Source organism: Streptomyces sp. Qhu_M48 (assembly GCF_051305195.1).
Lineage (GTDB): Bacteria > Actinomycetota > Actinomycetes > Streptomycetales > Streptomycetaceae > Streptomyces.
Window position 1 is genome coordinate 4162798 of sequence record NZ_CP195432.1, and the last position, 25334, is coordinate 4188131.

Annotated in this window: 20 protein-coding genes and 3 pseudogenes; 11 read left to right on the forward strand and 12 right to left on the reverse strand. The window is 70.1% G+C overall.

The window, feature by feature from the left end; translation table 11 throughout:
* The first annotated feature begins 98 nt into the window (after nucleotides 1-98).
* The 4 genes from ACRRSS_RS19075 to ACRRSS_RS19090 all read left to right on the forward strand — a co-directional run bounded on the left by ACRRSS_RS19075 (nucleotide 99) and on the right by ACRRSS_RS19090 (nucleotide 3187).
* On the forward strand, nucleotides 99-413 hold the full coding sequence (locus ACRRSS_RS19075) for a hypothetical protein (RefSeq protein ID WP_435972313.1): 315 nt from the start codon (nucleotides 99-101) through the stop codon (nucleotides 411-413).
* Between the two features lie 116 nt (nucleotides 414-529).
* Complete coding sequence (locus ACRRSS_RS19080; protein WP_435972314.1) at nucleotides 530-847, forward strand: tail fiber domain-containing protein; 318 nt, start codon at nucleotides 530-532, stop codon at nucleotides 845-847.
* Nucleotides 848-1635: 788 nt separating this feature from the next.
* Nucleotides 1636-2004: a low affinity iron permease family protein gene (locus ACRRSS_RS19085; protein ID WP_435972315.1), complete on the forward strand. Its 369-nt coding sequence runs from the start codon at nucleotides 1636-1638 to the stop codon at nucleotides 2002-2004.
* Nucleotides 2005-2026: 22 nt separating this feature from the next.
* Nucleotides 2027-3187, forward strand: coding sequence for an IS630 family transposase (locus ACRRSS_RS19090; RefSeq protein WP_435972316.1), 1161 nt, complete (start codon nucleotides 2027-2029; stop codon nucleotides 3185-3187).
* Here ACRRSS_RS19090 and ACRRSS_RS19095 read toward each other — a convergent pair.
* The 3 genes from ACRRSS_RS19095 to ACRRSS_RS19105 all read right to left on the reverse strand — a co-directional run bounded on the left by ACRRSS_RS19095 (nucleotide 3178) and on the right by ACRRSS_RS19105 (nucleotide 7851).
* Entirely contained in the window at nucleotides 3178-3519 is a 342-nt protein-coding gene (locus tag ACRRSS_RS19095) for a hypothetical protein (RefSeq protein ID WP_435972317.1), read from the reverse strand. The two genes, ACRRSS_RS19090 and ACRRSS_RS19095, sit on opposite strands and share 10 nt — an antisense overlap.
* A gap of 747 nt (nucleotides 3520-4266) precedes the next feature.
* Nucleotides 4267-4698: a hypothetical protein gene (locus tag ACRRSS_RS19100; protein WP_435972318.1), complete on the reverse strand. Its 432-nt coding sequence runs from the start codon at nucleotides 4696-4698 to the stop codon at nucleotides 4267-4269.
* Nucleotides 4699-7443: 2745 nt separating this feature from the next.
* Nucleotides 7444-7851 carry an ATP-binding protein gene (locus ACRRSS_RS19105; RefSeq protein ID WP_435975375.1) on the reverse strand — a complete coding sequence of 136 codons (408 nt, stop codon included), beginning with the start codon at nucleotides 7849-7851 and terminating at the stop codon, nucleotides 7444-7446.
* A gap of 225 nt (nucleotides 7852-8076) precedes the next feature.
* Between ACRRSS_RS19105 and ACRRSS_RS19110 the strand changes: the two genes are divergently transcribed.
* On the forward strand, nucleotides 8077-8442 hold the full coding sequence (locus ACRRSS_RS19110) for an STAS domain-containing protein (RefSeq protein ID WP_435972319.1): 366 nt from the start codon (nucleotides 8077-8079) through the stop codon (nucleotides 8440-8442).
* Nucleotides 8443-8580: 138 nt separating this feature from the next.
* Here ACRRSS_RS19110 and ACRRSS_RS19115 read toward each other — a convergent pair whose 3' ends face one another.
* Nucleotides 8581-9207 (reverse strand): class I SAM-dependent methyltransferase, encoded by a 627-nt coding sequence (locus ACRRSS_RS19115; protein WP_435972320.1) that lies wholly within the window; start codon nucleotides 9205-9207, stop codon nucleotides 8581-8583.
* Nucleotides 9208-9345: 138 nt separating this feature from the next.
* On the opposite strand from ACRRSS_RS19115, the pseudogene ACRRSS_RS19120 reads away from it, so the two are divergent.
* Nucleotides 9346-10089 (forward strand): annotated as a pseudogene (locus tag ACRRSS_RS19120) (hypothetical protein); the annotation flags it as partial.
* A gap of 132 nt (nucleotides 10090-10221) precedes the next feature.
* Here ACRRSS_RS19120 and ACRRSS_RS19125 read toward each other — a convergent pair.
* The 3 genes and pseudogenes from ACRRSS_RS19125 to ACRRSS_RS19135 all read right to left on the reverse strand — a co-directional run bounded on the left by ACRRSS_RS19125 (nucleotide 10222) and on the right by ACRRSS_RS19135 (nucleotide 12465).
* Entirely contained in the window at nucleotides 10222-11061 is an 840-nt protein-coding gene (locus ACRRSS_RS19125) for a hypothetical protein (RefSeq protein ID WP_435972321.1), read from the reverse strand.
* Nucleotides 11062-11717: 656 nt separating this feature from the next.
* A pseudogene (locus ACRRSS_RS19130) lies at nucleotides 11718-11834 on the reverse strand (GlsB/YeaQ/YmgE family stress response membrane protein); the annotation flags it as partial.
* Between the two features lie 220 nt (nucleotides 11835-12054).
* The gene (locus tag ACRRSS_RS19135) at nucleotides 12055-12465 is read right to left on the reverse strand and encodes a RidA family protein (protein ID WP_435972322.1); all 411 of its coding nucleotides are present in this window, start codon (nucleotides 12463-12465) and stop codon (nucleotides 12055-12057) included.
* A 124-nt stretch (nucleotides 12466-12589) separates the two neighbouring features.
* On the opposite strand from ACRRSS_RS19135, the gene ACRRSS_RS19140 reads away from it, so the two are divergent.
* Nucleotides 12590-12886 carry a transposase gene (locus tag ACRRSS_RS19140; RefSeq protein WP_435972323.1) on the forward strand — a complete coding sequence of 99 codons (297 nt, stop codon included), beginning with the start codon at nucleotides 12590-12592 and terminating at the stop codon, nucleotides 12884-12886.
* A gap of 192 nt (nucleotides 12887-13078) precedes the next feature.
* Here ACRRSS_RS19140 and ACRRSS_RS19145 read toward each other — a convergent pair whose 3' ends face one another.
* Together ACRRSS_RS19145 and ACRRSS_RS19150 are read right to left on the reverse strand one after the other, a co-directional pair.
* Nucleotides 13079-13486 (reverse strand): hypothetical protein, encoded by a 408-nt coding sequence (locus tag ACRRSS_RS19145; protein WP_435972324.1) that lies wholly within the window; start codon nucleotides 13484-13486, stop codon nucleotides 13079-13081.
* A 19-nt stretch (nucleotides 13487-13505) separates the two neighbouring features.
* Nucleotides 13506-18035 carry a polymorphic toxin type 27 domain-containing protein gene (locus ACRRSS_RS19150; protein ID WP_435972325.1) on the reverse strand — a complete coding sequence of 1510 codons (4530 nt, stop codon included), beginning with the start codon at nucleotides 18033-18035 and terminating at the stop codon, nucleotides 13506-13508.
* A 566-nt stretch (nucleotides 18036-18601) separates the two neighbouring features.
* Here ACRRSS_RS19150 and ACRRSS_RS19155 point away from each other — a divergent pair.
* Together ACRRSS_RS19155 and ACRRSS_RS19160 are read left to right on the forward strand one after the other, a co-directional pair.
* Complete coding sequence (locus ACRRSS_RS19155; RefSeq protein ID WP_435972326.1) at nucleotides 18602-19363, forward strand: isocitrate lyase/PEP mutase family protein; 762 nt, start codon at nucleotides 18602-18604, stop codon at nucleotides 19361-19363.
* A gap of 143 nt (nucleotides 19364-19506) precedes the next feature.
* A pseudogene (locus tag ACRRSS_RS19160) lies at nucleotides 19507-20053 on the forward strand (helix-turn-helix domain-containing protein); the annotation flags it as partial.
* Between the two features lie 72 nt (nucleotides 20054-20125).
* Here the strand turns inward: ACRRSS_RS19160 and ACRRSS_RS19165 are convergent.
* Nucleotides 20126-20503 carry a nuclear transport factor 2 family protein gene (locus tag ACRRSS_RS19165; RefSeq protein WP_435972327.1) on the reverse strand — a complete coding sequence of 126 codons (378 nt, stop codon included), beginning with the start codon at nucleotides 20501-20503 and terminating at the stop codon, nucleotides 20126-20128.
* Nucleotides 20504-20813: 310 nt separating this feature from the next.
* Nucleotides 20814-21248 carry a DUF6892 domain-containing protein gene (locus ACRRSS_RS19170; RefSeq protein WP_435972328.1) on the reverse strand — a complete coding sequence of 145 codons (435 nt, stop codon included), beginning with the start codon at nucleotides 21246-21248 and terminating at the stop codon, nucleotides 20814-20816.
* Nucleotides 21249-22160: 912 nt separating this feature from the next.
* On the opposite strand from ACRRSS_RS19170, the gene ACRRSS_RS19175 reads away from it, so the two are divergent.
* Nucleotides 22161-22397, forward strand: coding sequence for a zinc finger domain-containing protein (locus tag ACRRSS_RS19175; protein ID WP_435972329.1), 237 nt, complete (start codon nucleotides 22161-22163; stop codon nucleotides 22395-22397).
* 400 nt (nucleotides 22398-22797) lie between these two features.
* On the opposite strand, the gene ACRRSS_RS19180 is transcribed toward ACRRSS_RS19175, so the two are convergent.
* Nucleotides 22798-23298: a hypothetical protein gene (locus ACRRSS_RS19180; protein ID WP_435972330.1), complete on the reverse strand. Its 501-nt coding sequence runs from the start codon at nucleotides 23296-23298 to the stop codon at nucleotides 22798-22800.
* 808 nt (nucleotides 23299-24106) lie between these two features.
* Between ACRRSS_RS19180 and ACRRSS_RS19185 the strand changes: the two genes are divergently transcribed.
* Nucleotides 24107-25141, forward strand: coding sequence for an iron-containing redox enzyme family protein (locus ACRRSS_RS19185; protein WP_435972331.1), 1035 nt, complete (start codon nucleotides 24107-24109; stop codon nucleotides 25139-25141).
* Nucleotides 25142-25334 lie beyond the last annotated feature (193 nt).

Consider the following 25334-nt stretch of genomic DNA (forward strand, 5'->3'; position numbering starts at 1 on the left):
CCGCAGAGTCGTGTGCGGAAGGCCACGTACCTTTCGGGGCGTTAGGCCGTTAGGGGTGTCACGGACGCATTCGGCGTCCCCGGCCGGAAGGATGCCCCATGTCCACGAAGCGCGTTACCCGTCGTCTGCTGGTGCTGTCGGCCACGGCGGCTACTTGCACGGGTGCCCTGAGCGTTCCAGCCGTGGCGAGCACGAACGTTCTGGCGGTCGGGAACGCCGCCTACGACACCACGATGATCAACAAGAACCATGACTCCACGGCGGTCGGTGAGACCTCCTACAGCAGCGGGCTGGGGAACGGTCTTGTCCAGGTGCCGGTGGACCACCCCGCCAACCGTGGTGGCGGCGGCAGCCTGCTGTTCTCGGATCGTGCGCTGAAGACCGAGATCACCGCGGTGGTCTGGGAGCGATGAGCGGCCTGCGGTTGAGGGGAATCCTGGTCAGGATGTGGATCCCGACCTTGGTCTGGAGGCGTCTTCGGCAAGATGCTTCAGCGGCGGGCCTGGCGTCGGGGGCCGTGTCCGGGGCGGTGAGCGACAGCGATCCGGTCAACGGCCACCAGCTGCTCGAACAGGTGGTACGACTACCGGTCAGCACGTGGCGGTACCACTGGGACCCTCCGCACGTACGCCACCTGGGGCCGATGGCGCAGGACTGGTGGAAGGCGTTCGGGGTGGGTGAGAACGACAGGACGATCTGCTGCACCGATGCCAACGGGGTGGCGCTCGTCGCCATTCAGGCACTGCACCGGGAACTGACCGAGCTACGGGGCGAAGTCGCGGCGCTGAGGGCCCGGAGTTTGCCGCCCAGCACCCCTTCAGGCCCGGGAACGGGAACCTCGCGATGAAGGTAGCTCGGGAAGGCCATGAGCCGACGTCAGGTGTGCCGGGTCGGCAAGTGGCGGGGTTCTGAGACTCGATAGAGCTCACGCCGGCCGAGAACCACGCGGACTGTGCGGCGCTGGTCAGCGGGTGGCCGGACATTCACATGTAGCCCGCCGCCCAGGGGCCATGCCCGCCTTGACCTGCAGGGAGGTCCACCAGATGGCTCCACTGGGGCACCTTCAGCCTGGCATTGCACGCGCGGGCGGAGCCGGGTGAACGAGGGACGCGGCCGTGGAGGCTGGCAAGGCGGTGGCGTTCCCTCGGCCTGCTGAGCCGTTAGAGCCTGCGGGGAAGCTGTCCGGGGAGTCGTGGTGGCGGGTGGTGTCCCGTCCGATCGCGCGCCCGTGGCGCCTCCCCTGGCATGCCGAGGCCGAGCCCGAGAAGCGCAGCGACGATCTCGACCTTGCGGACGAGCAGTGACCTCGGTTGGGGGCGATCTTGCCGAGGTCGTGCGGAGGCTGGAGCGTCTCCAGGCTGAAGGGCGTGATCGTGTGCTGCGCGCCTTGGAAGGGGCGCCCCGCGGACAGCGTTTCAGTCGTTGCCCAGCGGTTCAGGACGTTGCCGACTTCGAAGGGATCATCCCGAGATGTGGTCCGAACGCGCATCATCAGGGCGTGCACATCTATGACTCGTGGCTCAGGCGATGGTCTGACCGAGCCGGAGACAGCAGCCGCGCGGCTACCGATCTCCCTCGGGTCGCGCCCCGGCACACTGTGCTGGTCCGACCATCGGACATGGGAAAGTACCGAACATGACTCTCGAACATCCGGCCGAGCGCGGCGGGAACCAGCCTGGCTTCTTCGCGCGATTCGCAGAACGAGCCTCGAACTTCACAAGCAGCCCGGCGTTCTTCGCTCTGTGCATACTGATGGTCGGAGTGGTCATCGGTGTCCACATCGCCAAGGTGCCGGTGACATGGATGCTACTCGCCGGCGAGTCGATGACCGCCGTCACGCTCCTGCTCCTGGCGCTTCTGAAGAACAGCGAGCGCCGCGCCGAGCATGCAGTCCAACAGAAACTGAACGCCATCGCTGCCGCACTGCTGGAAGCACATGAGGGCAAGTCCGGGCCAGCTCGGGACGCACTGCGCACCGTGATCGGCGTCGAAGAACAGACCTGAAATTTCCCGGGCAGACGCAAGGGTGAGCGATCCGGTGGAGGACGCGCGGCATCTGTCGCCGTGGGCGCAGGAGGTCCTGCGGCTGCGGGCGGTGGCCGCGTCGGTGGCGGGCCGGGACCCTGAGGACGTGGAGGCGGTGTTCGGGGCGTCGCGGAAGGGGGTCGGCATCTGGTGGGCGACGTGGCAGGCCGACGGGCGAGAGGCGCTGGTCATGCAGGCGCGGGACAAGCCGGTCGAGGTGCACCAGGTGCTCGGAGAGGCCGAGCAGGCAGCGGTGCGGCAGGCGGTCCTCGACCACCGCCCCTGTGACGTGGGCTTGACCGGGCAGCTGTGGACGCGGCGGCTGGTGGGCGAGCTGATCGCGAAGCTGTACCGGGTGCGGCTGACCGAGCCAGGGGTGGGCACGTACCTGAAGCAGCGGGGGCTGTCCTTGCAGCACCCGGACAAGCGGACCGCCGAGCAGGACTCCGAGGCCGTCCGGCACTGGCTTCGGGAGACTTGGCCGAAGATCCGGGCGAAGGCGAATATGTACGGCGGCGAGATCCTCCTCGCGGGCCAGGTCGGCATCCGATCCGACCAGGTCGCCGGCCGCCCCTGGGGTGAGAAGGGCAGGACCCCCGCGGTGCGACGGAGCGGGAACCGGTTCTCGGTGAACGCGATGTCGGCGATCAGTACCAAGGGCCGGATGCACTTCGTGGTTCTCGCCGAGGGCTTCACCGCCGCGGCGATGTGCCGCTTCCTGGAATGGCTCGCCGGCCACTTCAACCGCAAGGCCCATCTCGCAGTCGACGGGCACTCAGCCCACTGCTCCAGGAAAGTCCGGGACTGGCTCGCTGACCATCCCTACAATTCCGCGCCGCCAGGAGAACCAGCGAGTCGGGCCGCCGTCCGCCAGCGGCATCTGGGCCAGATCGCGCACCCCGCACGACACCTCGCCCCTGCCGTTCCGCCACGCCACCGACCAGCGACGCGTCCACCCCTCCCCCATGCCCACGTCATCCGGCCCGGTGCCACATCCAGCGGAACGAGAAGATCCTCCCAACCGCAGACATGCGACCACAGCCCGGGGCCGTACGCGCTCACGCGCCTCCTCGTTCACCCACCCAGCGAACGGCCATCGCATCCCGGCCAGCCTGCGATCTCCATGCTGGTGACAACACGATTGAGACCAGCTCAGGAGTGACAATTGCCGCGCGTATCTGGTGACAACCACCGCTGCGACCCGCCGCACAGAACCACGTCATGACGCACAACTGGTGACATCTGTCGCTGCGAGGCGCAAAGGCTTGCCCTGCCGTGCGCGTCCTGGGCAAGCCGCGCAACGCGCGACCCCAGGTTCTGGTTCTGCGGCCTGGTCATCTGCCAGGTCTTGCGGGCACCGACTCCGGCCGCCACCAGCGCGACCACGGCAAGGAAGACCACCAGGAAAGGGCTCTGGCACCTGACGGCGATCACGGCCGTGGAGAGGCACACACCCCAGTCGACCCACGTCCGCTTCAGCAACGCCGTCTTCACGTTCCGTCCCCTCCCAGTTGAGCGAGCCTGGAGCATACGGCGCACGCTCGGGGCCAGGGACGGCTCGGGCAAGCCCCGGCCGGGTTGGGGGGTGTCGCCGCTCCAGTCCCAGCGGCCGGAGTCACCAGGCGAGGGTCGTACAGGAAGCGCCCACCGGGCCCGTAGGCGCCGGTCTCGAATCTCGTCGGGACTCCAGCCGGTGGCGTCGAACAGCTCGCCGTCGAGCGGCCCGCCGATTTCGGCGTAGTAACGGCCGGGGGCCGGGTCGGAGTCGGGATTGGCGGGGCTGGTGCCGCAGTAGGCGCGGCGCGGGACGTGGTGGCTCACCGGGTCAGTCAGTCTGTGCGCCCGTAGTCACCAGGTGCTACGGGGACGTTCGACACCGAGCCGGACCTCACGCAGGCACTCGGACAACGATCACCGATCGCGTACGAGAACGCCCTCGCCCTCACACCAACTACGCTGGCACGAGCCGCATAGTCCGTGTTGAGGATGCGGGGTCTGGCGGGCGGTCTGCGCGACGGCGGACTGATTCGTCGGCATGACGCACTCCTCTGCTGGGCCAGGCCCCGAGCCCGATTCCCCCGTCGCCGTATATGTTCCCGCCGCCGTTCTCGACGCTGCCCACGAACGCGCAGACGAACGACGCGATCATTCCCCACGGTGACGTAGAGGCACCGAGTGAGCCAGGACGTGCCCAGTGTCAGACGGGTCCGGATCAGGGCCGGGGCCGTATACCCACGGCGGTCACGGGCAGTACGGACCGTTCGGCCTGTCGTAGCAGTTCATCTGCCAGGTGCCCCAAGAGCCGTCGGACCTCCCTACACGGAACCAGACCTTGCCGTCCATACCGATGGCCGAAATGCTGATGCTGTCGTGGGGGGACTCCTGCCGGGGGGTGGCTTCGATGCGGCTTTTGACCCAACCGCCCAAGGAAACCCAGCCTTTCCAGGTGCCGTCGGGGCGGGCACGGTTCGCCCACACCGCGTTGTCGGTACCGACGACGTACTCCTGTGCCGTCCCGTCGGCGAGGGTCGTTCTTGAGACGCCGTACTCACAGATGTACGCGCCACCGTTCCCGTAGCACGTGGAGGCCTGGGCCGGTGCGGCCGACACCGCAAGGCCGGCAACGGCGGTGACCGCGACCAGGGCGGCCTGCAATCTCTTCGTACTGGACATGGGCTGCTGCTCCCAAAGGTGGTGAGGGACTGTCACGTGCAGGCCCGGGGGCGGGGGTGCCGCCGGTTTAGGTATCAGTGTCCGTTTCACCGCTAACGTTCCGCTGCCGATTCGCTGTCGCTCCCCAGCTGCCCGCCAGCCCGTCACTCAATGGCAAACGCTCAGCGTTGTCGGGCGGGCATGAGGTCGCCGCCCCTGAACGCGGTACCGCGGTGCCCGCCCTGCGCGCTGCAGCGAAGGTGGTCACCGCACTCCCGCCGTACGAGGCGTCGGCAGGTGGTCGACCGGGCCCCGACCACGTCGAGTTCGGCACCGACGTCTCCGCCGTCCGGCGCGTGAACTGACTCATCAGGTCTTCTCTCCGCTTCCTCCGCAGCCCGCGCAGCCCACAGCCCGCAGCCGACAGCCGCGAAGTCCCGCGAAGGGCAGCGCCTCACAGACATCGCGACCGCACCCAGGCCTGCACTGGTCAAGTGCAACCGCGTCCCTCTTCCACGGCACCCGACGCCGGGGTTCTGCGATGCCCGGCTGGAAGGCACCTCAGACCACCGCCCCAGACCGGCTGCTGACCTGGAGCCAACAGGGGCGAATCCAGCCTCCTGGCACGGCGCGGGGCGGAGCGTCAGGTCTGCCCCTCGCATCGAGCCACAGTCTCGTAGTGCCGGGAGGGCTCCCGCAAGTGGATCCCCTGACAGAGGGAGGGTTCATCACGACGCTACCGGTCATGCCCGCCCACCACCGGCTCGCGGACATCACCCATTGGACAGCGCTACACAACTTCGCCGCCCTACGCGGCCAGCTGCGCGTGCCCCTGACGCCGTACTGCAACACCGAGTGCTGGTTCTGTCACAAGGAAGGCGACGCCCCTCCCGACGAACAGCCCCACCACGCCGTCCGGCCCAAGGAACTGCGGGCAGAGCACTACACCCAGATCATCGCCGCCCCGGTACGCGCCGGTATCAAGCGCGTGTTCGTCACCGGCAGGGAGCCTGTGACGTCGCCTGTGACGTCGCCGGTGGCGGGTGAGGTGCCGACGGGGCTGACCGAGCGGGCGCCCATCGTCGGTTGGACAAGGTCAAGGTGTCCTGCGCTACTTCAGCGACGCGGCGTCCGCACAGATCGCCAAGACGCCGCTGCCGGTAGGCAGGGTCCTCGAGTGCATCGAGGTTGCCCGCGAGGGGGGGCGAGGTCGGGCACAACACGCTGCTGCAGAAGCAGAACGAGATCGCGCCCATCCTGGAGTACGCGCTGACGCGCGGGCTACCGGTCCAGTTCATCAAGCTCGTCGACACCGGGTTCAACCAGGAGAGCCGGCCCTCGGCCGTCTCCGCGCGCGGCATCGTCAACCATCTGGGACGCTCACGAGCCAGGAGCGGGTGGAACTCGCCGGCACGGGGCAGGGCCGGTGGGTGTCCGGATCGACGACGTCGAGGTCGATGTGAGCGAACGCGGTCCCGACTGGCGCCACGTCGGGCAGTGCGGTAGGTGCCCGCGCACACGGAACTGTGTCGAGGGGTTCAGGGCGCTGCGCCTGGACCACTCCGGCGGGCTGCAGCCTTGCGTCCTCCGGTTCCGACACGCGGCTGGACATGCTGCCGCTCGTCGACGACATCGACCGGCTCGCTGAGAGCGTGGCCGGGCGTGTGGACGCGTTCACGGAAGGACTGCTGTGACTCTCCTTCACGGAACCTACAGTCCGGGACCGCCCGTCGACCGGGGCGGACCGTTCGCGATCCTCGAAGGGATTCCGGCATCGGGAAATCCACGCTCGCACGGACGCTGTCGGCGCGCCTTGATCCGGCGAGTCTGCACACCGTGCCCGCGCCGCATCATCCGTGGTGCGCGGCGGTCAACTGCGACTGCGGTGCGCTGTCGCAGTTCGCGTTCTACCTGTCCGGGGGGCTGCCCTCCACCGACCTGATCCGTGGATCCCTGCCGACAGGCCCGGCCGTCGCGGACCGGTACATCATCTCGGTGATCGCCTACCACTCGGCCGTGGGCAAGTCGATATGGAGCAGGTGCGGGGCCTGCTCCAACTGTTCATGCTTTACCTCGTCCGCCCCGATCAGACGTTTTCTCGCCGACGTCTACTCCGGCTCCGCGACCTGTTCCCCCACCCGCTTTACCTGCGGTGCGCCGTCGCCACGGCGGAGACGAGGTCAACGCGTCGGGAGGCGAACTCCTCGAGGTGTGCGCTGTCCTCGGGCCGGTCCGCAGACGCACCGTGCCGGTCACGTCGCATGATCACGCAATCCTGGGGCCGGAACTGTGGTCACGGCTGCCTGCCGCAACCACCTTGGCGGGGAAAGCGCCGCCGATGGCTCCCCGAGAGAGGCCGCCCGACCCATTCGTGCCCTTTTAGTTTCCCCCGTGCGGGAGGGCACGCACCTGTGTGGTTACTCCGTGTGCGACGTTCCGTGTGCGACGTTACGTAACTCGCGATCTTCCTGCCAACCGTGGCCACTCCCTCGAACGTGACTCCTCCGCCCCGCCGGCCGCGATGGCGGGGCCCCGAGAGTCACCCTGACGAGTGCGGCGACCGTCGCCACGAGATGAACGACGCCGACCAGGTTGGTGACGGTCTGCACCACCGGCCTCTCTACTTCCCGCTCCACGGCTTCGCGTTCCGCCGATGCCTGCGGGACCGCTCCATCTCCCCCTCGTTCAGCCGCTCACCGTCCGGGGTGTCCAGAGCCTCGCCCGTTCCCACCTACTCGCGGGGCCACTGGTCCTTCGGCAGGACCGCTAAGCGGGGCTGAGGGTGTCGGCCAGGGCGAGGCGGGCGGTGATGCGTTTGCCGACCGGTTCCTGCTCCATGAGCAGGGCCTCGGTGACAGCCTTGATGATCTCCATGCCGTGCTGCCCGATCCGACTCGGGTCGGCGGCCCGGGCCGCAGGAACGGCGGGGTTGCTGTCCCAGACGACGATGTCCACGAAGCCGGTGGTGGCACGGAGCTCCATCAGCACGGGTCCGGGGGCGTACTTGAGGACGTTGGTGACCAGTTCGCTGACGACGAGCACGGTGAGATCCTCTGCGCGTTCCGACACCGGCAGACGGTGCTCGGTACGGGCTTGCTCGAGGAAGGTGGTGGCTTGGTGGCGGGCTGCGGCGATGCATCCGCTGTCGCCCTCGAACGCGTAGCCGGCGCGCATCAGGTACCTGTCCGGGAGGGGTTGGTCATTGCCCTCGCCATCACCCTGGGGTTCCACGGCCTCATCCTCTTTCCCGTCCACGCGGCGCGGTTACCCGCCCGGCTGATCCCTACGCAATGCGAGGTGAGCGGTCCGGCCATCCGGGTGTAGCCGGCCTGTGCGGTGGGGCAGAATCGTCCCACTCACTCCCGCCCGGGGAGAAGCGTATGCGCAGGTGAGGAGAGCATGAGCGGCAACGAAGAAACGGACCGGCCCGCACGGCTGTTGATCACGCACCGCACGGTCGACGGCGTTCGTGTCGTGGCCCTGGCGGGCGAGATCGACCACACCAGCAGGGAAGCCCTCAGTGCCGCTCTGATGCCCCCGCACGGGGCCGCTCCGCCGCGGATCGTGGCGGACCTGGAAGGGGTGACCTTCCTGGACTCCAGCGGTATCAACGTCTTCATCTTCGCCCATCGCCAGGCCGAAGGCGCACGGGGATGGCTGCGTATCGCGGCCGCCCAGGATGGCGTGCTGCGCGTCCTGACCCTGGTCGGCATCGACACCGTCATCCCCTGCCACCCCACCCTCGACCAAGCCCTGACCGCTTGACCTTCTGCTTCTGACCCGTCGGGATCGGATGCGTGGTCGGGTCCGACGCCCTGTCCCCCGTCGTGGGGTGCAGACCGTCAAGTCATGGGAGCACTCGGGCACGCCTGCCCGGCCAGACCGTCGTACGAAGGCTCGGACTCACGTGACGGGGCGGACGTGGACGCTGACGGCGTAGCCGCAGCCTGGGTGGTAGGGATCACCGCTCCAGGTGGCGTAGCGCTGCCGCAGGGTCAGTCCGGCCTGCGTGCACCAGTGGTCGAACTCCGTCAGGGTCACTGTGGGTTCCGGCAGCGGCAGGTGCGCTGCGTCCAGTCCCATGCCCGTGACCAGTAGACCGCCGGGGCGCAGTGCGGCGGCCAGGTGCCGAACAACCATGGGTTCGGTGCCCGGGGCCAGCAGGGGGATGACGTTTCCGGCGGCGAGTGCCATGTCAAAACCCTGATCCAGGTCGAGGGTGTCCAGGCGGGCCAGGTCGCCGAAGCGCCATTCCTGCGTGGGGGCGTCTCGGCGGGCCACGGCGAGCATCGAGGGGTCGACGTCCACGCCGGTGCAGTGGTGGCCCAGCTCCGCGAGTCGGATCGCGATCCGACCGGTGCCGCAGCCGGCATCGAGCACCCGGGCGGCGGGATCGAGCAATGCGGTGCAGAACGCTGCCTCGCCGTGGATGTCGTGGCCTGATTCGGCGAGCTGCGCGAAACGCTCAGCGTACTCCTGTCCGGATTGTCCGTCGGTCAGTTCCGCCCAACGGTCGCGTCGCCCAGTCATGTTCCACGTACCTTCCGGTCAGCCTCGCCCAGCTAGCAGGAGCGAAGACGGTGACCTCACACTACGTGTGGCCGTAGGCGCGCACCTCGCGAGGCCAGGGGACATGCGCGCCCGTACGCCGGTGGGGCAAGATCGGCCTTGGCGGCGACAAAGCCTGTTCATCGCGCCCCGAACCCGTCGCTATCAGGGTGGCCAGCACCCCGTCCCCTGCATCCTCGTCGGCCTGGCCGCCGAGAGCACCGCCGACCTGTACGGCATCACCCGCGCCGACATGGACGCGTACGCCGCCCGCTCTCACCAGCTCTGCCGGCATGCCATCGCCGAGGGTTCCGCTTCGGTGACGTCGTCCCGGTCAAGGTTCAGGACGGGACGACCGCCACGCCCGACGACTGCCCACGCGCCGGCCTGAGCGAGCAATCCCTCGCCGGGCTGCCGCCTCGCCTCCGGCCTGACGGGCGCGCCACTGCCGGAAACAGCGCACCACTGTCCGACGGAGCCGCAGCCGTCGTCGTCGTGTCCGAGGACTACGCCCGCGCGCACGGCCACACCTCGCCCGCGCGGATCTTGGCCAGCGCCGTCTCGGCCGGCACCCCTGAGACCGAAGGGCTCCGTCCCCGTCACAGCCACCCGCAGTGCTCTCTCCCGGGCCGGCATGTCCCTGGCCGATGTCGACACCATCGCCGGCAACGTACCCCCTTCGCCGCCCAGGTCCTGGCCCCCTGCACCGAACTCGGCCTGGATTCTGCGCGGATGAACCCGCGCGGTGGGTCCATCGCCCTCGGCGGGCCCTACGGCGCAGCCGGAGACCGCCTGACCCCCACCGCAATCACCACCCTGCGGCACGACAACCGCGCCACCGCCCTCATCAGCGTCGTCGCCGGCGGCCAAGGAGGCGTGGAGGCGGAACCGCCTCGAAGGGGAGCACGACACGGGCCCGAAGAACCAGCTCGGAGCGGCGTGGAGCAGGCAGGGTCCCGCCCGTTGGCCGGGGCCCCTGCCTGCTCCGGGCGGGGGTCAGGACCAGGTCTGGCGGTGCGTCCAGAGCTCGCGCGCGGTACCCGAGCCCTGGGTGAAGACGTAGAGCAGGGCTTCGTGGTTGGCGATGGCGGGGCTGACGTGAGCGTCGCCGATGACGCCGCCCAAGGACTGGAAGTCCTGGTAGGCGTTGTCGTTCTCGGCGGCCTGGACCGAGACCCACAGGGCCTTGTCGGTGCCCTTGACGAATACGTTGATCCGTCCGTCCAGACCGAGGGCGGCGGTGGGCCGGTCGATGATCTGGCCGTTGAGGCTCACGGAGGTGTGGAAGCCCTCGTGGTCGTCGTGCTGGCCGACTCGCCAGGCGGCTCCGTCGGAGCCCCGGTAGAGGACCTGCACCCGCGCGGCGGCGTCGAGCACCACCGAGGGGCGGGAGGTCACGCCGGTGGTCTCCTGCTGGAACGGCTTCCAGTTGTCGAGTCCGTTGGGGGTACGTTGCTGGATGGTGTACAGGGTGTCGCTGCCGCCCCGGACGGCGACCACGATGCGGCCCGATCCGTCGAGGACCGGGGAGGGGGTGGCGTAGATGGTGCCGCCCAGGGAGACGGGGTTGGTGTACGCCTCGTAGTACAGGCCCTGGTTTCGGACGTACCACAGGGAGCCGTCGGTGCCGCGGAAGAACACCTGGATGCGGCCGTCCGCGTTGAGTGCCGCGGCCGGCTCGCCACCGACGTTGGTCACCAGCTGCTGCGGGGTGCCGAAGGTGCCGTTCGGGGAGGTCTGGGTGATGACCTCGAGGTGGCCCGCGGGCGTACGGTAGAACACGCGGATCTTGCCGTCCTTGCCACGCACCGGGCTGGGGGCGCCCACGATGGCCACGTCCTGATGGTGGTACCAGGGGCTCCACGTTCGACCCGGGTCGCGCTGCTCCAGAGCGTGTTGGACCCGCCCAGGACGAAGACCTGGACGCGGTTGTCGGCGTTGAGCACGGGAGCGGGCTCGGCGAAGATGTCGCCTTCGAGGTTGATCCAGGTACCCCAGTTGGTCCCGGGCGTGGTGGAAACAGGCATGGTGACCCCTCACATCCTGCAGCAACTACATTGTGCAGTCGCGGACACACAATGAGTTGCCCCCGGGGGCGGTCATCACGCCGCGCGCACCAGCATTGTCGGGACGTCGCCAAGCAGGGTTGAACCGCCGAACACCTATCGCGAACGCACAGATGCCCCGGCCTGCCCACGGCTTTCACCGGCCGACCGCCGACGACGTCGACTCCGGGGAGGCCGCGGGCGGCGGTTCGGGCGAAGTCGGTGGCGCAGTGGACATACTCGGCGCGCAGGCAGGCCTCCGCGTTCCCGCGTTCGCCCGCGCGGACCAGCCAGCGGGCAGAGGCCTTGTCAGGTCTGCACCACCTCGGTCTTCGCAGTCTGGCAACGGATACGGCGGTCCTTGTGGAACTACCTGACAGCAGCAGAACGGCTCCGCCCTCGCTTGAGAAGGGGAGCCGTTTCCCATCTGCGGTGTGACTGGGTTGGTCAGGCGTGGCGGTGGCTGCGCTTGTTGCCGGTGATCAGCCGGTAGCCAGCGAGGAGGAACACGCAGCCGATGATGGTGGCGATCCAGGTCGAGAGGTCGAGGAAGCCGTCGATGGAGCCAAGTGGACTGCCAGCTCCGAGGGTTGAGGGGTGCGCCCCGGGGTGCGCCCCGGGAGGTGCACGTACGGGCGGAGGCCGGAACCGGCGTCAGGCAGCGGAATCACCCTCACGGCCTTCATGTCGATCGGTACGCCTTGGTCGCGGCACATGATCAGACGTAGGCCTCCCCAGCGTCCCGCGCATGCCCAGCTGATCTACCCCATGGTGCCGTTCGAAGTCAGTCAGGCAGCGCCACGGTGAGATCCACCTCGACGAGCTGGTCCGAAAAACCCAGCTGGGCGACGCCCAAGAGCGTGCTGGCGGTAGTGAACGCCGGACCCAGGGCAGACTCGGTGAGCCGACGCCATGCGGCTCCGAGGTCGTCCCTCTCATCGCTCCGCACGTAGATCACTGACCGCACCACATGTTCAGGCTGGGCACTCACCGCTGCCAAGGCAGCGAGAGCGTTCGCGACAACCTGGTCGACCTGCGTATCGAGGGAACCGGAACCGACGAGGCCACCATTCCGGTCAAGCGGGCACTGACCCGCCAGATAGGCGGTACGGCCTGCCTCCACCACGGTGATGTGGTGGTAGCCCGGTGTCTCATGCAGCTGTTCGGGGTTGATGCGGGTGATCTTCTCAGTCATATCAGCGAGTCTGACCAGCGCGGTGCTGGCACGCACCGCATTTTCTCCACCGGCAAGCACTCCGCAGCGACCTGACAAGTTCGTGCATGGTGAGCGGTGGGCGTCGCGACTGTGATTGTTGATCATGCTCTGTGTGGTGGGAAACCGGGCACGTGCGGCGATCAGTCGAGTCGTGACGCCGCCACACCGCAAGTTCAGGAAGGACGCCCCCGACTGGTATGGGGAGATGCACGAACGCCGGCGCAACGCTCACTCGTCCCGCCGCATCCGGGTCGAGCACGGCATCGCGCACTTGGAGAACTGGCGGGCGCTTGCCCGCCACCACGGCCGCCGCCGGCACATGACCGACACCATCCAAGCCATCGCTGGTCTGCTGTCTCACCAGCGGACCAGCACCCTTTCGGCCGATGAGCGAATGTGAATACCGGGCGGGACCGCACCCCTCGACGCACCCCCACGAACCATGCCTGAGCTCGTTAGGTCCAGCTCGTTCGGATCGAGCCGGGCCTGCGGGACCGATCCGGGCGCCAGGCGCCGAAGGGCCTCTCGTCGGTGAGGGCGGCACCCGTGATGCGGGTGCCGCCCTCACCTTCCTCTCCGTGGCGCCGAGGCGTCAGAAGAGGTTTCCCGACTCCGTCGGGAAGTCCGGCGGCCAGGGACCGTCGAACAGCGACGTCCGGTCGCCCATCAGCGCGGCCTCCGCCTCGCGCCAGTCCGGAGGACTGGCGACGACGAAGCTGTTCCCGTCAGGGTCCAGCAGCCAGGTGAAGGGCGCTTCGTCCGGCTCCAGCCCGTGCCGCTCCGCCAGCACCGCGAACTCCTCCAGGCCGGCGCGCCGGATGTGGAGGCCGTCGAGGTAGTACGGCAGCAGCAGCATCAGCCGCACGTGGCCGATGTGCACCTCGATGTGGGTCGAGGTGCCATCGAGCGGATCGGCGTCACTCCGGAGATAGAGCTGCCGGTGGGACGAGGTGTAGCCGTGGAGGCGGAACAGCCTCCCGGTGCGGACGAAGTCGGTCATGCCAGGGTTCCTCTCTCGATCACGGCACCGGCTCCCCGTTGGCCAGCTTGAAGCGCTCGGGGGTGACCTTCTTGCCGCCGAACTGCCACTCGATCGAGGACCAGGGCCGGTCGCCGACCCTGACGGCGGTGCGCAGCTTGATCATCTCCCACGCGGTGCCGAAGCCGTCGCTCCGGATCGTCGCCCAGTCGCTGCCCTTGATCGTCTCGCCCCGCTCCAGGAGCAGCCGGAGCGCGTCGTCGGCGTTGGTGGCGCCTGCGACGCCGTCCAGGGAGACCGTCAACCGGATGTTGGGGTTGGACACGGTCCTCTCCACTCCGACCGTCCAGATCGGACGCTCGCCCATCCCCATGGCCGCCGGCAGGTTCGTGCCGTAGGCGCCGTTGTTGAACGTCTTGGCGCCGATGGCCTTCGCCAGTTGGTCCGCCCGGGGGTTGATGCCGAGGACGACGTGGTCGCCCTCCTTCACCAGGCCCTTGAGGACCTCCCGGATGCAGTCCTCGTTCGAGTTCTGGGCGGCGAGTGCCCGGGCGGCGAGGCGCGACGGCCCCCGTGCCGAGGCCGCTTCGCACGCTTCGAAGACCGCCTGCATGATCTTGCCGGCGATGCCCGCGACGGCGACCTCGGAGATCCGGAGGGAGCGCAGCGCCGCCCAGGCGTCGATGAACCCGATGCCCGTCCTGGCCGCGCCGTCCAGGGCCCGCACGGCGTCCGCGATCGGCCGGATGATCTTGCCGGCGAAGAGGGACGCCACGTCCACCACGGCCCAGGCGCAGCCGCCCCAGCTCCCGTTCTCGCCCCCGGGGGTGAGCTTCTGGGCGCATCGGATCCAGCTGCCGAAGAGGATGTCGACGGGGTCGACGCCCTTCTGGTACTCGCCGATCGTGATGGTGTGCGTGACCTCGGTGTACTGCGTATCCGTCCGGTGCTCGCCGAGGTACAGCGTGTCCCCGGAGTAGCAGGAGTTCTCCCAGACCTCCGTCCGGCACAGGTAGAGGTCGAGATCGGCCTTGTAGCCGATCTTCTGGGTCATCGTGCAGTCGCCGTCGTAGAACAGCTGGTCCCACCAGCCGTCACAGCCCTCGGTCTTCTTCAGGACCTGGGGCTCGCCGACCTGCTCGATGTCGTTGACGACGTAGAACACGCCCCCGATGAGGCCGCCAGCCCCGTCGGGGACCGTCCCGGTCTCGATCTGCCCCTTGTTCCCCGCGTTCTCGGCCTGCGTGGCGGCTTCCTGGGCGGACTCGGCGTACGCCTGGGCGTCCTTGGCGGCCTCCTCCGCCGCCGTCGCCGCCGCGTCGGCCCGGTCGGCGGCGTCCCTGGCCTGGCTCGCGGACTCCTCCGCGCGCGTGGCGGCCGAACGAGCGGCCTCGGCGTCGAGGGCGGCGGCGTCGGCGGAGGTACGGGCGGCCGCCGCGTGGCCCTCGGCGCGGCCCGCGGCCTTGTCGGCGGCCTCCGCGTCGGCCGTGGCCTGCCGGCCGTACTCGATGGTGCGGGCCAGCGACTGCTGGGCCTTCGCCGCCGCGGTCGCTGCCGCGGCCGCGTAGGTCAGTGCCTCCTTCGAGTAGCCGCGGGCGTCCGCGGCGTGCTTGGCGGCATTCGCCGCGTGCTGGTAGGCGGCCTTGGCGTCGCCCTGTGCCTGGTCGGCGATGGCCTGGGCGGCAGCCGCCTCCTGGGCCGCGTTGACGGCGTGGGCGTCGGCGACGGCCTTCTGCTGTTCGGCGATGGTCTTGGCCGCCTGGCCGGACAGGACCACCAGGGAGGCGGCCGAGTCCTTGGTGACGTACGGCGAGCCGAGCTGGATCGCGTCGTTCGCGGGAGCGGCGACCTGGGCCGCCGAGTTCCCGGCGTCCACCGCCGCCTGAGCGGTGACGTAGGCGAACCCCGCCGCCTTCGCCGAGGCCGCGGTGGCCTTGTCGGCCTCGGCCTTGGCCGCGTCCGCCTCCGTCTTGGCCGTCTTCGCCTTCGCCTCGGCCTCGTCGGCCGCCTCGACCGACAGCGCCGCCTCGGCCGAGGCGTGCTCGGAGGCGTCGATGGCGTCGGCTGCCGCGCTGGTCGCGGTGCGCACCGCGGCGTCCGCCCGCAGCTTCGCCGCCTGTGCCTGGTCAGCTGCCGCGCGGGAGCGCTTGGCAGCCGCCTCGGCGCGAGTCGCCGCGGCGTCCGCGTCCGCTGCCGCCTGGGTGGCGGCGTCGGCCGCGGTACGGGCCCGGCCGGCCGCCGCCTCGGCGTCGTCCGCGTGCCGGTCGGCCTCGTCGGCCGCCGCCCGCGCGGCGTCCGCCGCGTCCCCCGCCTCCAGCGATTCGGCGTAGGCCTTCTTGGCGTCGGCCTTGGCGCGTGTCGCGTCCGCCTTCTGCTGGGCGTCCCACGCGTCGTCGCGCAGTTCCTTCGCGCGATCCCTGGCGGTCTCGGCGTCCTTCTTCCGGGCCACCGCCGTGGTCTCGGCCGTCTCGGCCCTGCCCTTGGCGGCCTCGGCGTTGGCCGCTTCGGTCTCCGCGGTCTGCCGGTGCCGGGCAGCCTCCGACTTCTTGAGGTCGGCGGTGTCCTTCTCCTTCTTGGCCGTGGCCTCCTCGGCCTCGGCCTTCAGCCGCTTGGCGTGCGCGTCGGCCGCCGCCGCCTTGGCGTCCGCCTCCGCGACCAGGGACTCGGCGAGCTTGGCCTCGGCCAGCTCCTTGTCCTTCTTGGCGTTGTCACGGTGCAGCCTGGCCGCGTCGGCGGCCGCCTTGGCCTGCAGTTCGGCCCGGTACGCCGCCTGCTTGCGGAACTCCGCCTTGGACTGCGCGGCCTGCGCCAGCGCCCGCTGGGCGATCGTGGCGCTGTCCGCCGCGGCGGCGCGGGTGGCCGCCTCCGCGGTCTCACCGGCCTTCACCAGGGCCGCGACCGCGGCCGACGCTCCCTGCGTGACCTGCGCCTTCTGCTGGCCCACCAGCAGACCGCGACCCCGCGGCGCGCCGTTGGCGTCCGCGATCGCGTACGCCGCCTGTTCGGCGGTGACGCTGGCGGTCTGGGCGGCCGTCGCGGCCGTCGCCTGGCTCTTGAGCTTGGCCAGCGCGGCCGCCGCTCCCGCGCGCGCGGCGCTCAGCCGCTGGGAGGCCTTGGTGAACTCCGCCGCCGGGGGAACGCTGCCGTTGTGCGCGGAGACCTTGAACAGCACCTTCTGCGTGGCAGCCGTGCTGCACGCGGCCGCGAGCGCGTCCTGTCCCGCCGTGTACGTGGGGAGGTTCAGGCACTTCTTCGCGCCCAGGCTCTGCAGGGTGGCGCCGGCCCGGACGCTGAACTTCCACACCTGCATGGGAGTGCCGTTGCAGGTCCAGATCTGGATCTTCGTCTGGTTGGTGGCGACGTCGAGGCACTTCTGCGAGTTCACGTTCTGCAGGCTGTAGCCCTCGCCGTAACCCCCGTTGATCCTCCACTGCTGGGCGGCGGCGCTGGAGCACGCGACGACCTCGACGGGCGTGCCGTTCGCGGTGGCGGCGCCCTGCGCGCCCAGGCACTTCCCGGACGCTCCCGGGATCTGGACGGCCATCGGGGAGGTGCCGATCCATCCGATGCCGCCCGAGGACCAGTAGTCCTGCCAGCGGGTGATGTGGTCGGCGACCCACGAGTGGCCGAGCAGCTCACCCATCGACTCGGAGGCGACGGTCAGCGCCTGGACGGCGTTCTTGTTCGCGGTGAGGATGTCGTTGCGCTTGGCGGCCTGGGAACCGATCTCCCGCTGCCACTCAGCACCGGCGGTCGCGGATACCTCGCCGAGGACCTTCTCGGGGTCCATCGGGTCACGCCACGCGCAGGCGGCGAAGCGGGACTTGAGGTCCTCGACCGCGACCCGGTGCTCGGCGGTCCCCGGGACCGGCGCCTTGTTCGGGAATCCGCCCGAGCTCAGGAAGAGACGGGCGTTGTCCGCGCCGGTCGGCTCCAGACTCCAGTCGGTGAGCTGCCTGTAGGCGCTCCGCAGGGCGAGCTGCCGGTTCCAGTCCGGCAGGGACGGGTCGGCCTCGCTGCCGTACAGCGGCTGCCCCAGGGCCTTGACGGCCGCGACGGTCGCCGCGTCGGCGGGCGGGGTCGCGTCCTCGTAGAAGTCGCTCTCGTCCTTCCAGAACCGGTCGGCGACCCACGCCGTGAGGCCGGTCTGGGAGTGGAAGTCCTCGCCGTCGTCACCGCTGGTCCCGGGCGGCCACTCGAAGTCGGCGACGGAGGCGAAGCCGCCTGGCGTCTCCAGCCCGGTGATCTTCCAGCTGTCGTGGAGCGCGTTGAGCCGGTCCAACTCGGCGAGCGCGGCAGCGCGGTCGGACTCGTAGGCGGCGGCGAGCGGGGTGTTCTTCCAGTAGTCCCGGTCGGCCAGCTCACGCAGCCGCTCCGGCGTCTGGTTGAGCCCGTCCTTGGCGGTGGCGGCCATGCCCGGCCCGCCCAGCCGCAGCACGTCGCTCATCAGGCACTGGTCCTGCCGCAGCTGCTCGGCTGCGGTGTCCTCGAACCAGTCGTAGTCCGCGGCCGGCTGGATCGGCGGTGCTGTGTAGTCGGCGCTCACACCCACCCCGGCCACTACGGCCATGGCGAGTAACGGCGGGAGCAGGCGGCGGGTCAGGCGGGAGAGTCGACGCAGGGGTTGGGAAGACCCTGGGGGTCTGGGGCGCAATGGAGTGCCACTTCTGAATCAGGGAGCCGACCGCAGGACGGGGCGGGTCGGCATGACTCAGCGGCCTCGCGCCCGGACCTGACGGCCGCTCAAGTAAGACGTCCGGACGTAGAACAGACGTCCGAACCTGGAGGCAGGATGCTACACAGAGAGCGGCGGCCGTGGATAGGGGATGATCTTCGCTCGCACGGGAGTTGGGCGGATCGGAGATCGGCCCCGCGGTGGCGGGAGCGGCGATCGCGCGGGTGCGTCGTCGACGCGTGCCGCTTCCTGTCCACGGCGGCGCGGGACCTTCCCGTGGTACCTGCGGTGTACGGACACCATGCTCTCGGCCCGTAACCGCGATCGCCCGGTAGTGGATCGCTGCCCCACGCCGTCAGCGGTCGGCCACCCCCTGGCACGGCGGGGAACCGTATCGTTACGCCACCGGGCACCGCCCGTCGGCACGTTGTTCGTGCGAGCCGGGGGGTAGCGTCGTCAGCATGGACTCTCGCACCACCGTCGAGCGCGCTCAGCGCCTCAAGCAGCTGCACGCCGACCACAAGCCGCTCGTGCTACCGACCGTATGGGATGTCTGGTCCGCGCGGACGGCTGTCGGCGCCGGGTTTCCCGCGCTGACGGTCGGCAGCCATCCGCTCGCCGACTCCCGGGGGGCCGCCGACCACGAGGGACAGACTCTCGAGGAGGTACTCGCCGCCGTCAGGCCGATCATCGCGGCGGTTGACGTCCCCGTGTCCGTGGATCTGGAGGCCGGGTACGGGCACGAGCCCGCCGATCTCGTCGCCGGGCTGACCGAGGTCGGCGGCGTCGGTCTCAACATCGAGGACACCGTCCACTCGGACGGCGGACGCGTGCGCAGCGCGCAGGAGCACGCGAGCTACATCGCCGGCCTGCGCGCGGCGGCTGACGACGCGGGGATCCCGGTCTGGATCAACGGGCGCACCGACCTCTTCCTGAACACGAAGGATGCCTCCAGCGTCCTCGACGAGGCGATCGAGCGCCTGCGGGCCATGGAGCGGGCCGGAGCCGACAGTCTCTACCCGGTGGGCATTCAGGACGACGACGACCTCCTCGCGGCGGTGACCGGCGCCGTAGCCGTTCCCGTGAACGCCACGGCCCATCCCGTCAAGCACGACCTTGAGCGGTTCCGTCGCCTCGGAGTCGGCCGGATCACCTACGGACCGCTGCTGCAGTTCGCGGTGACGGATGCGATGAAGTCCATGCTCGGGCCGTGGGCACCCTAGCGCTCTGGCCGGGAAGGTTCGCCGGGTTGGTGGTCGCGACGGTTGGATGTGCGGTGACGTCCGATCAGACCGCTGGAGGCGCGGTGGCTGAGCCTGTCCGGGTACGCAGACTGACCGACCGGGAGGGGCAGACGCTGTAGCAGATCGTGCGCCGGGGCAGCACTAGTTCGGTGCGCCCCCGGCGCGCGTGATGCTGCTCGCCTCGGCGGGTGGGAACCGGGTGCCAGTGATCGCCCAGCTGGTCCAGGCCGACGAGGACACCGTGCGCGATGTGATCCCCCGCTTCAACGAGATCGGCCTGGCCTGCCTGGACCCTCAGTGGGCGGGAGGCCGTCCCCGCCTACTCAGTCGTGATGACAAGGACTTCGTCATCCGGACGGCCACCACTCGCCCCAGCAAGCTCCGCCAGCCCTTCACCCGATAGTCGATCCGCAAACTCGCCGCCTACCTGCGGAAAGCGCACAGACGTGACATCCGCGTCGGCGGTGAGGCCCGCTGCGGCAGTTCACCCTGGCCAACTCCCACCACCGCAGCCACCCCGTGCAAACCCAGGCACTGCACAGCCACCTGCGCTGGCGCAACACCAACGCCCGCCACCCCGACGTACTCGCCGCCCAACGCGAGGAACGCGCCCGCATCCGCAGCGAAAAGGGCATCCGCTGGGGCAGACGCCCCTTCAACACCGCAGTCTGGCTAACCGAACCGCAGCTCCCGAACGCCGAAGGGGCAAGTTCAGGAGAAGGACACCGACAGAAGGACGACTCAGGAGGCGGACGGATCGATATCCCCCGCAAAGACGATGACCTGGTCGATGAGGCTCCGCCGTAGATGGACGACGTCCGTTCCCGCCAGGCGGGGGCCTCCGTCCGGCGTGGTGAAGACCCACTGGTACCGGGCCCATTCGTCAGGCATGTCCACCGCTGAGCAGCGCACCATCGTGCCGGTCCCCGCCGGGTGGCGCCGGATGTCCAGCACGAACCGCTCGACCGCCGCGATTCCTTCGCTGCGGCCCAGCGGTCCCCAGAAGACCACGTCTGAGGTCAGGGCCTGGGAGAGCAGGGCAGTCACATAGCTGTCGTCCGAGGCGTTGAACGCGGAGATGAACATGTCGATCGCGGAGCGTGCGGTCTCTTCCTGCATGCTCCAGTAATACCAGCCGTTTCGCGCGCGCTCGTCCCACGAGCCGCCCTCCGGTCACGGTGAACCATCCCGGTCACAGCACTAGACTGCCGCGTTACGTCGAGTGATCTCGCCTGGTGCTGGTTCAGCCGTCTCGTTCGGGCACGCACGTACATGGCGCTGACACGTGCGGGCGTCGGGGCTGATCGTGGTGCGTGGGGCGCCGCTGCCGAAGCGTCTGGGCGAGCCGGGCTCGTCGGGCGCTCCGGAACTCCCGTAGGCGCCGGAAGCGTCCGCTTCACGGCGGTGCGTGCCCGGTGGGGGCCAGGGTTCAGTCGGTGGCGATGCCGCGGGCGGCGAAGACCTCCGCCGCGTCCGGCACGGCCAGGACGCCGTCTTCCACAAAGGTGACCTCGCGCAGGTTGGGCAGCAGGGCGAGGTCGTCGAGCGAGCGGACGTCGAACAGGTCGTCCTCACCGTCCCAGGCGGGTGCGCAGTGCCGGAAGACCTCCGCCCCGGCGTCGAAGCACAGCTCCTCGACACGGGCTAGCAGCTCGGCCGGGATCTCCAAGGCCTCGAAATGAGTCCGGGACTCCGGCAACACGACCGCGTGGAGGCCGTTGGCCAGGACGTAGGACGCGGCATCACCGATCCCCCGCTCGGTCAGCCGCGCGGGCAGGTCGTAGACCGGCAGGAGCGGCTCGGGGCCGTACATGAGCTCCTCGAGGACGAGCAGCTTGAGGTTGAAGTCGTGGAACTGGCTCATGAGGACATGAATACCACGCAGGTACGACAAGCCCCCTCCCCTCGAACAAATGACCGGGCGCCCCGGCCGCTCCCCGTAGATCACCGACGAGCTGCAGCAGGCCATGGAGATGGACGAGCGGCAGGGGCCGGAGAGCGACATGCGGGCCATGGCCGCCGACATGGCCGCCGACATCGGTCGCGAAGCCACCCGCTGGTAGGCGCGTTCCGCGTCGTGCGCGGGCGGGTGCCGTCGCTCGGCAGGGTGGCCGAACTGGCCTTGGGCCAAAGCCTCTCCGTCCGCCCGGCGGCCGTCGAGGCGGGCTGGGGTCGCCGCAGGTCCTTCCGCCCGGCGGCCGCGCCCAGCAACCGGCGTGCCGCCCCGGCCGCGGCGTCGAAGGGCGGCGCGGTCACGGTGAAGAGGGAGCCGAGAAGGCGATGAGCACAGTCAGGAGGACGACGCCGAGGGCCCCCGCCCCGCGTCGGCGGCGCCCGGCTGCGGGGGCGACCCCGTAGATGCGTCAACTCTGCCGACAGGCCCAGGGCATGAAGGTTCCGCCGAGGGCGGTGGAGCTGTGCCGCGACGTCCACGGCCACTGACCGTCCCGGCCGGGGGCGGACGCGGCATCGCCATCAGGGCGGCCCTTCGGCGTGACACACCTCAGGGTGGGGGACGGCCGAGGCACCGCCGCACGGTTTCCGGCGATCCGAGTGGTTCGTGCTGGACAACGACGAACTGCTGCATCACAAAGCCGCGCTGACAGAGTGGGACATCGGCTGGGCGCTCCACGGACAGGAGACTTGGCACTGCCTACTACAGGTGGATCGCACATTGTCAGGTCATTGCGGGGCAGGAGGATCACATGCTCGACCGCAGCCACGACTCCCCCACCGCGGGGGCCGCCCCTCGCTTCCTGGCCACCAGGACCGCCTGATGCCCCTCACCGCTGTCATAGCCTCCCCTGCCGCGGACGCGGCGCACGACGCCGCGCACGCGACCGCGGCCCGGTTCCGGCACGGCGCCTACTCCGTGCCGTGCACCACCTGCCATGTCCCGGCCGGCGAGCTCTGTCTCACCCGGCGTACGGTGCACGCCTCCCGTCGGTCCCTCTACCATCAGAACCCGAAACGCGACGGCCTGGTGCCTCTCCGCCTGGGGCACGCCCGGTAAGCGCCCTCGGTGTCGAGTCCGCGCATGGGGGGCCGCCCGATCGTGCGGGCTGCGGGCCGACCGGTGCTGCACGTCGCGACGGAGGGCGCGCAACTCCCGGCCGTCGCTGTCGCAGGTCTTGCCGGAGTCGCTCCCGGAGCCGAAGGGATGTCGGCCAGAGGTGCGCTCCCTGCCTGGAGTGCCCGACGGCTCGTGGCAGGGAGTCAGGGGTGCTGTCCAAGGGTTGGTTCGACTAGCCGGAAGCGTCACGTGCCTCGGGGAGGTCGTAGGAGCCGATGGCTGGAGGTCGGCGGGCGTGTGTCGGCGGTGCGGGGTGACGTCCGGCGCGGTTGTCGGCGGTCAGTGCGGTCCCCTGAACGTGGCGGCGTCCGTCGCCGAACGCCCCCCGGTCGTACGGACGTCACGGGCGTCCAGTCCGTGGCGGACCACCGTCTCCGCTCGAAGACTCCTTCGTGGGGGACGCTCCCGGGCAGGCCGTGTGGTCGGGGTGACCGGTGGTGCGCCGTGCCTCCTTCAGACGGGCCTCCAGAAGGTGCGGCCGTCCGTCGGCGAGGTCGGCCACCGCGCCACGTTCCAGGTCGCGGAAGGGCTCGTAGTACGTCTGGTCATAGGCCTCGACGATCTGGAAGGTCCAATGACCGGGAATCACGTTGCGCCCGATGATCTCGGACTCCACACGGTCCGCCCAGTCGTCATGTCCGGCGGCACGCAGCAGCTCGACCGCCTGGTCCAGCTCGAAGTCAGCCGTACCGGTCAGCTGGTGGAAGCCGTAGAGGTGACCGCGAGCGCGCTCGACAGTCTCCAGCGCTTTGGAGAGGGAACCCAGCGCCTCCACGGTCGCGTCGCTGACATCCTGGGGTCTGCGGTGTGCCGTGTCGGGGCCGTCATCGTGGGAAGTCATACAGAAGGTGTCCCCCGCCGAGCCGCCCCGCATACCGGTGCCCCCACCTATCACCCCTGTACCGTCGAGCCGAGCCTCGGACCCTCGCGGTCCGGGGCTCGCTGCCTATCACGGGCGGTTCGGTCCGACCCCCGAAGCCCTCGCAGCGTCACGCGAGGCGGCACAGGCACCGAGCCGTCCTCCCGTGCGCACGCCCCGCCTCGCCGGTCGTGAACGATCTCACTCCGGTCAGACGCCCGGCATGATCGCCCTCGGAAACCTCGCGGCCGGAAGCCAGGCTCTCCCTTCCTCATCCTCACCGGCGTCGTAGGGGGCGCTCTCCCGCTCGGGGCCTGCTGGTTACGGCGACCGACGCGGAGCCGCCGCCCGGACCGGGCAGCAGCTCCCTGCGGCGCGGCCACGCGCGCCATCGTGGGGGATCCCGGAGAATGATCCAGATGGAGGGGTTACCCGTCCCTGACGTCGCGGGCCGCTGCGCGGGTCTGCCGCGAAGCGACCGTGGGTGCGTCGGCGACGTGATCGCCCGAGATCCGGATGAGTCGGCTGGCCGGGGGCAGTGGAGCGAAGCGGCCGCCGGCTCGCGAACCGGTCCCCCCTCACGGAGGTACACCGTGACCAGTACGGCTGGCCGCTGCGGGGATGGACGCGGAAGTCACCGCCCGCGCGTTCGTTCCCTGGGGCCCCCTTCTGCGATCCCGTCGAGCGTGGCGGCCGCCGCAGTCGCGCCTACCCGTGGTACGGCACCAGCCCCCGTCCACGCGAAGAGTGCGGACGGCTCGCCCGACAGGTCGAGGACAGGAACCCCCTCATGACCGCACGCAGCGTCGACATGCCGGCGACCACGAGCGGACCCCGTCGGGTCGACGGGCGCGGGGAGCTGTCCGACCGCGTCGTCGAGGCGCTGCGGACCGGAGCCGCTCCGGTGCACACGCGCCGGGCGGTCCGGGAGACAGACCCGTGGGGTGAAGACCTGCACCTGGCGCTCTATCTGCTCTACGAGCTGCACTACCGCGGGTTCGAGGCGGTGGCCGACGAGCGGGAGTGGGACCCCGAACTGCTGCGACCGCGCCAGGCCATGGAGGAGCGCTTCCTGCAGGCTCTGCGCTGCGAGCTGGCGGACGCACCCCGGACCGTCGAGGAGGCGTTCGCACCGCTCCTGGTCGAGCCCGTGGAACTCTCCGACAGCCTCAGCCACCACCTGGAGAAGGACGGAGAGCTGTGGCAGCTGCGCGAGTACGCCGCTCTGCGCTCCCTCTACCACCTCCAGGAAGCCGATCCCCACGCCTGCGTCATTCCCCTCCTCACCGGCCGGGCCAAGGCTGCGATGGTCGCCATCGAGTACGACGAGTTCGGTGCGGGCCGGCCCGAGAACATGCACGCCCAGCTTTTCGCAGACCTCATGGTCGGCCTCGGTCTCGACCCCGCTTACGGCCACTACCTCCCGCAGGCGCCCGCGCCTCTTCTCGCCACCGTCAACCTGATGTCGCTCTTCGAGCTCCACCGTGCGCTGCGCGGGGCGCTCGACGGCCACTTCGCCTGCGTCGAGGTGACCTCCTCCCCCGGCTCCCGTCGCCTCGCCGAAGCGATGCGGCGCTGCGGGGCGGGACCGGCCGCGGAGCACTTCTACGCCGAACACGTGGAGGCCGACGCCGTCCACGAACAGGTGGTGCGCCACGAGGTCATCGGCGGCCTCCTCGCCGACGAACCCGAACCCGAGGCCGACATCGCCTTCGGCTGCGCGGCCACCGTCCTGCCGGAAGACCGCCTCGGCGACCACATCTCCGCGGCCTGGGCGGCAGGTGGCGGTGCCCCGCTCGCCCCGCTCGGCACCGGCGGAAGCTGAGCGCGCGGACGCGTAGGGGGATCGGGTACGCGCCGGCCGGCCGCCGCCCCCTCATCGGACGCCGGTGCCTGCATGCGGCAACTCGCCGGGCAGGCCCGGTATGCACAGTGTGGAGGTGGAACGGAGACCTGGGTGGCGTTGTCCAGCCCGACGACGGGCATGGAGCGCGATCCGCGCACCGAACGCACGCCTG

Excerpts from the sequence above, each read along its gene's own strand:
- ACRRSS_RS19075 (WP_435972313.1), top strand. The coding sequence starts at position 99 with ATGTCCACGAAGCGCGTTACCCGTCGTCTGCTGGTGCTGTCGGCCACG.
- ACRRSS_RS19085 (WP_435972315.1), top strand. The coding sequence starts at position 1,636 with ATGACTCTCGAACATCCGGCCGAGCGCGGCGGGAACCAGCCTGGCTTC.
- ACRRSS_RS19100 (WP_435972318.1), bottom strand. The coding sequence starts at position 4,698 with ATGTCCAGTACGAAGAGATTGCAGGCCGCCCTGGTCGCGGTCACCGCC.
- ACRRSS_RS19105 (WP_435975375.1), bottom strand. The coding sequence starts at position 7,851 with ATGCGCGCCGGCTACGCGTTCGAGGGCGACAGCGGATGCATCGCCGCA.
- ACRRSS_RS19110 (WP_435972319.1), top strand. The coding sequence starts at position 8,077 with ATGAGCGGCAACGAAGAAACGGACCGGCCCGCACGGCTGTTGATCACG.
- ACRRSS_RS19115 (WP_435972320.1), bottom strand. The coding sequence starts at position 9,207 with ATGACTGGGCGACGCGACCGTTGGGCGGAACTGACCGACGGACAATCC.
- ACRRSS_RS19135 (WP_435972322.1), bottom strand. The coding sequence starts at position 12,465 with ATGACTGAGAAGATCACCCGCATCAACCCCGAACAGCTGCATGAGACA.
- ACRRSS_RS19140 (WP_435972323.1), top strand. The coding sequence starts at position 12,590 with ATGCTCTGTGTGGTGGGAAACCGGGCACGTGCGGCGATCAGTCGAGTC.
- ACRRSS_RS19145 (WP_435972324.1), bottom strand. The coding sequence starts at position 13,486 with ATGACCGACTTCGTCCGCACCGGGAGGCTGTTCCGCCTCCACGGCTAC.
- ACRRSS_RS19150 (WP_435972325.1), bottom strand. The coding sequence starts at position 18,035 with ATGGCCGTAGTGGCCGGGGTGGGTGTGAGCGCCGACTACACAGCACCG.
- ACRRSS_RS19155 (WP_435972326.1), top strand. The coding sequence starts at position 18,602 with ATGGACTCTCGCACCACCGTCGAGCGCGCTCAGCGCCTCAAGCAGCTG.
- ACRRSS_RS19165 (WP_435972327.1), bottom strand. The coding sequence starts at position 20,503 with ATGCAGGAAGAGACCGCACGCTCCGCGATCGACATGTTCATCTCCGCG.
- ACRRSS_RS19170 (WP_435972328.1), bottom strand. The coding sequence starts at position 21,248 with ATGAGCCAGTTCCACGACTTCAACCTCAAGCTGCTCGTCCTCGAGGAG.
- ACRRSS_RS19175 (WP_435972329.1), top strand. The coding sequence starts at position 22,161 with ATGCCCCTCACCGCTGTCATAGCCTCCCCTGCCGCGGACGCGGCGCAC.
- ACRRSS_RS19180 (WP_435972330.1), bottom strand. The coding sequence starts at position 23,298 with ATGACTTCCCACGATGACGGCCCCGACACGGCACACCGCAGACCCCAG.
- ACRRSS_RS19185 (WP_435972331.1), top strand. The coding sequence starts at position 24,107 with ATGACCGCACGCAGCGTCGACATGCCGGCGACCACGAGCGGACCCCGT.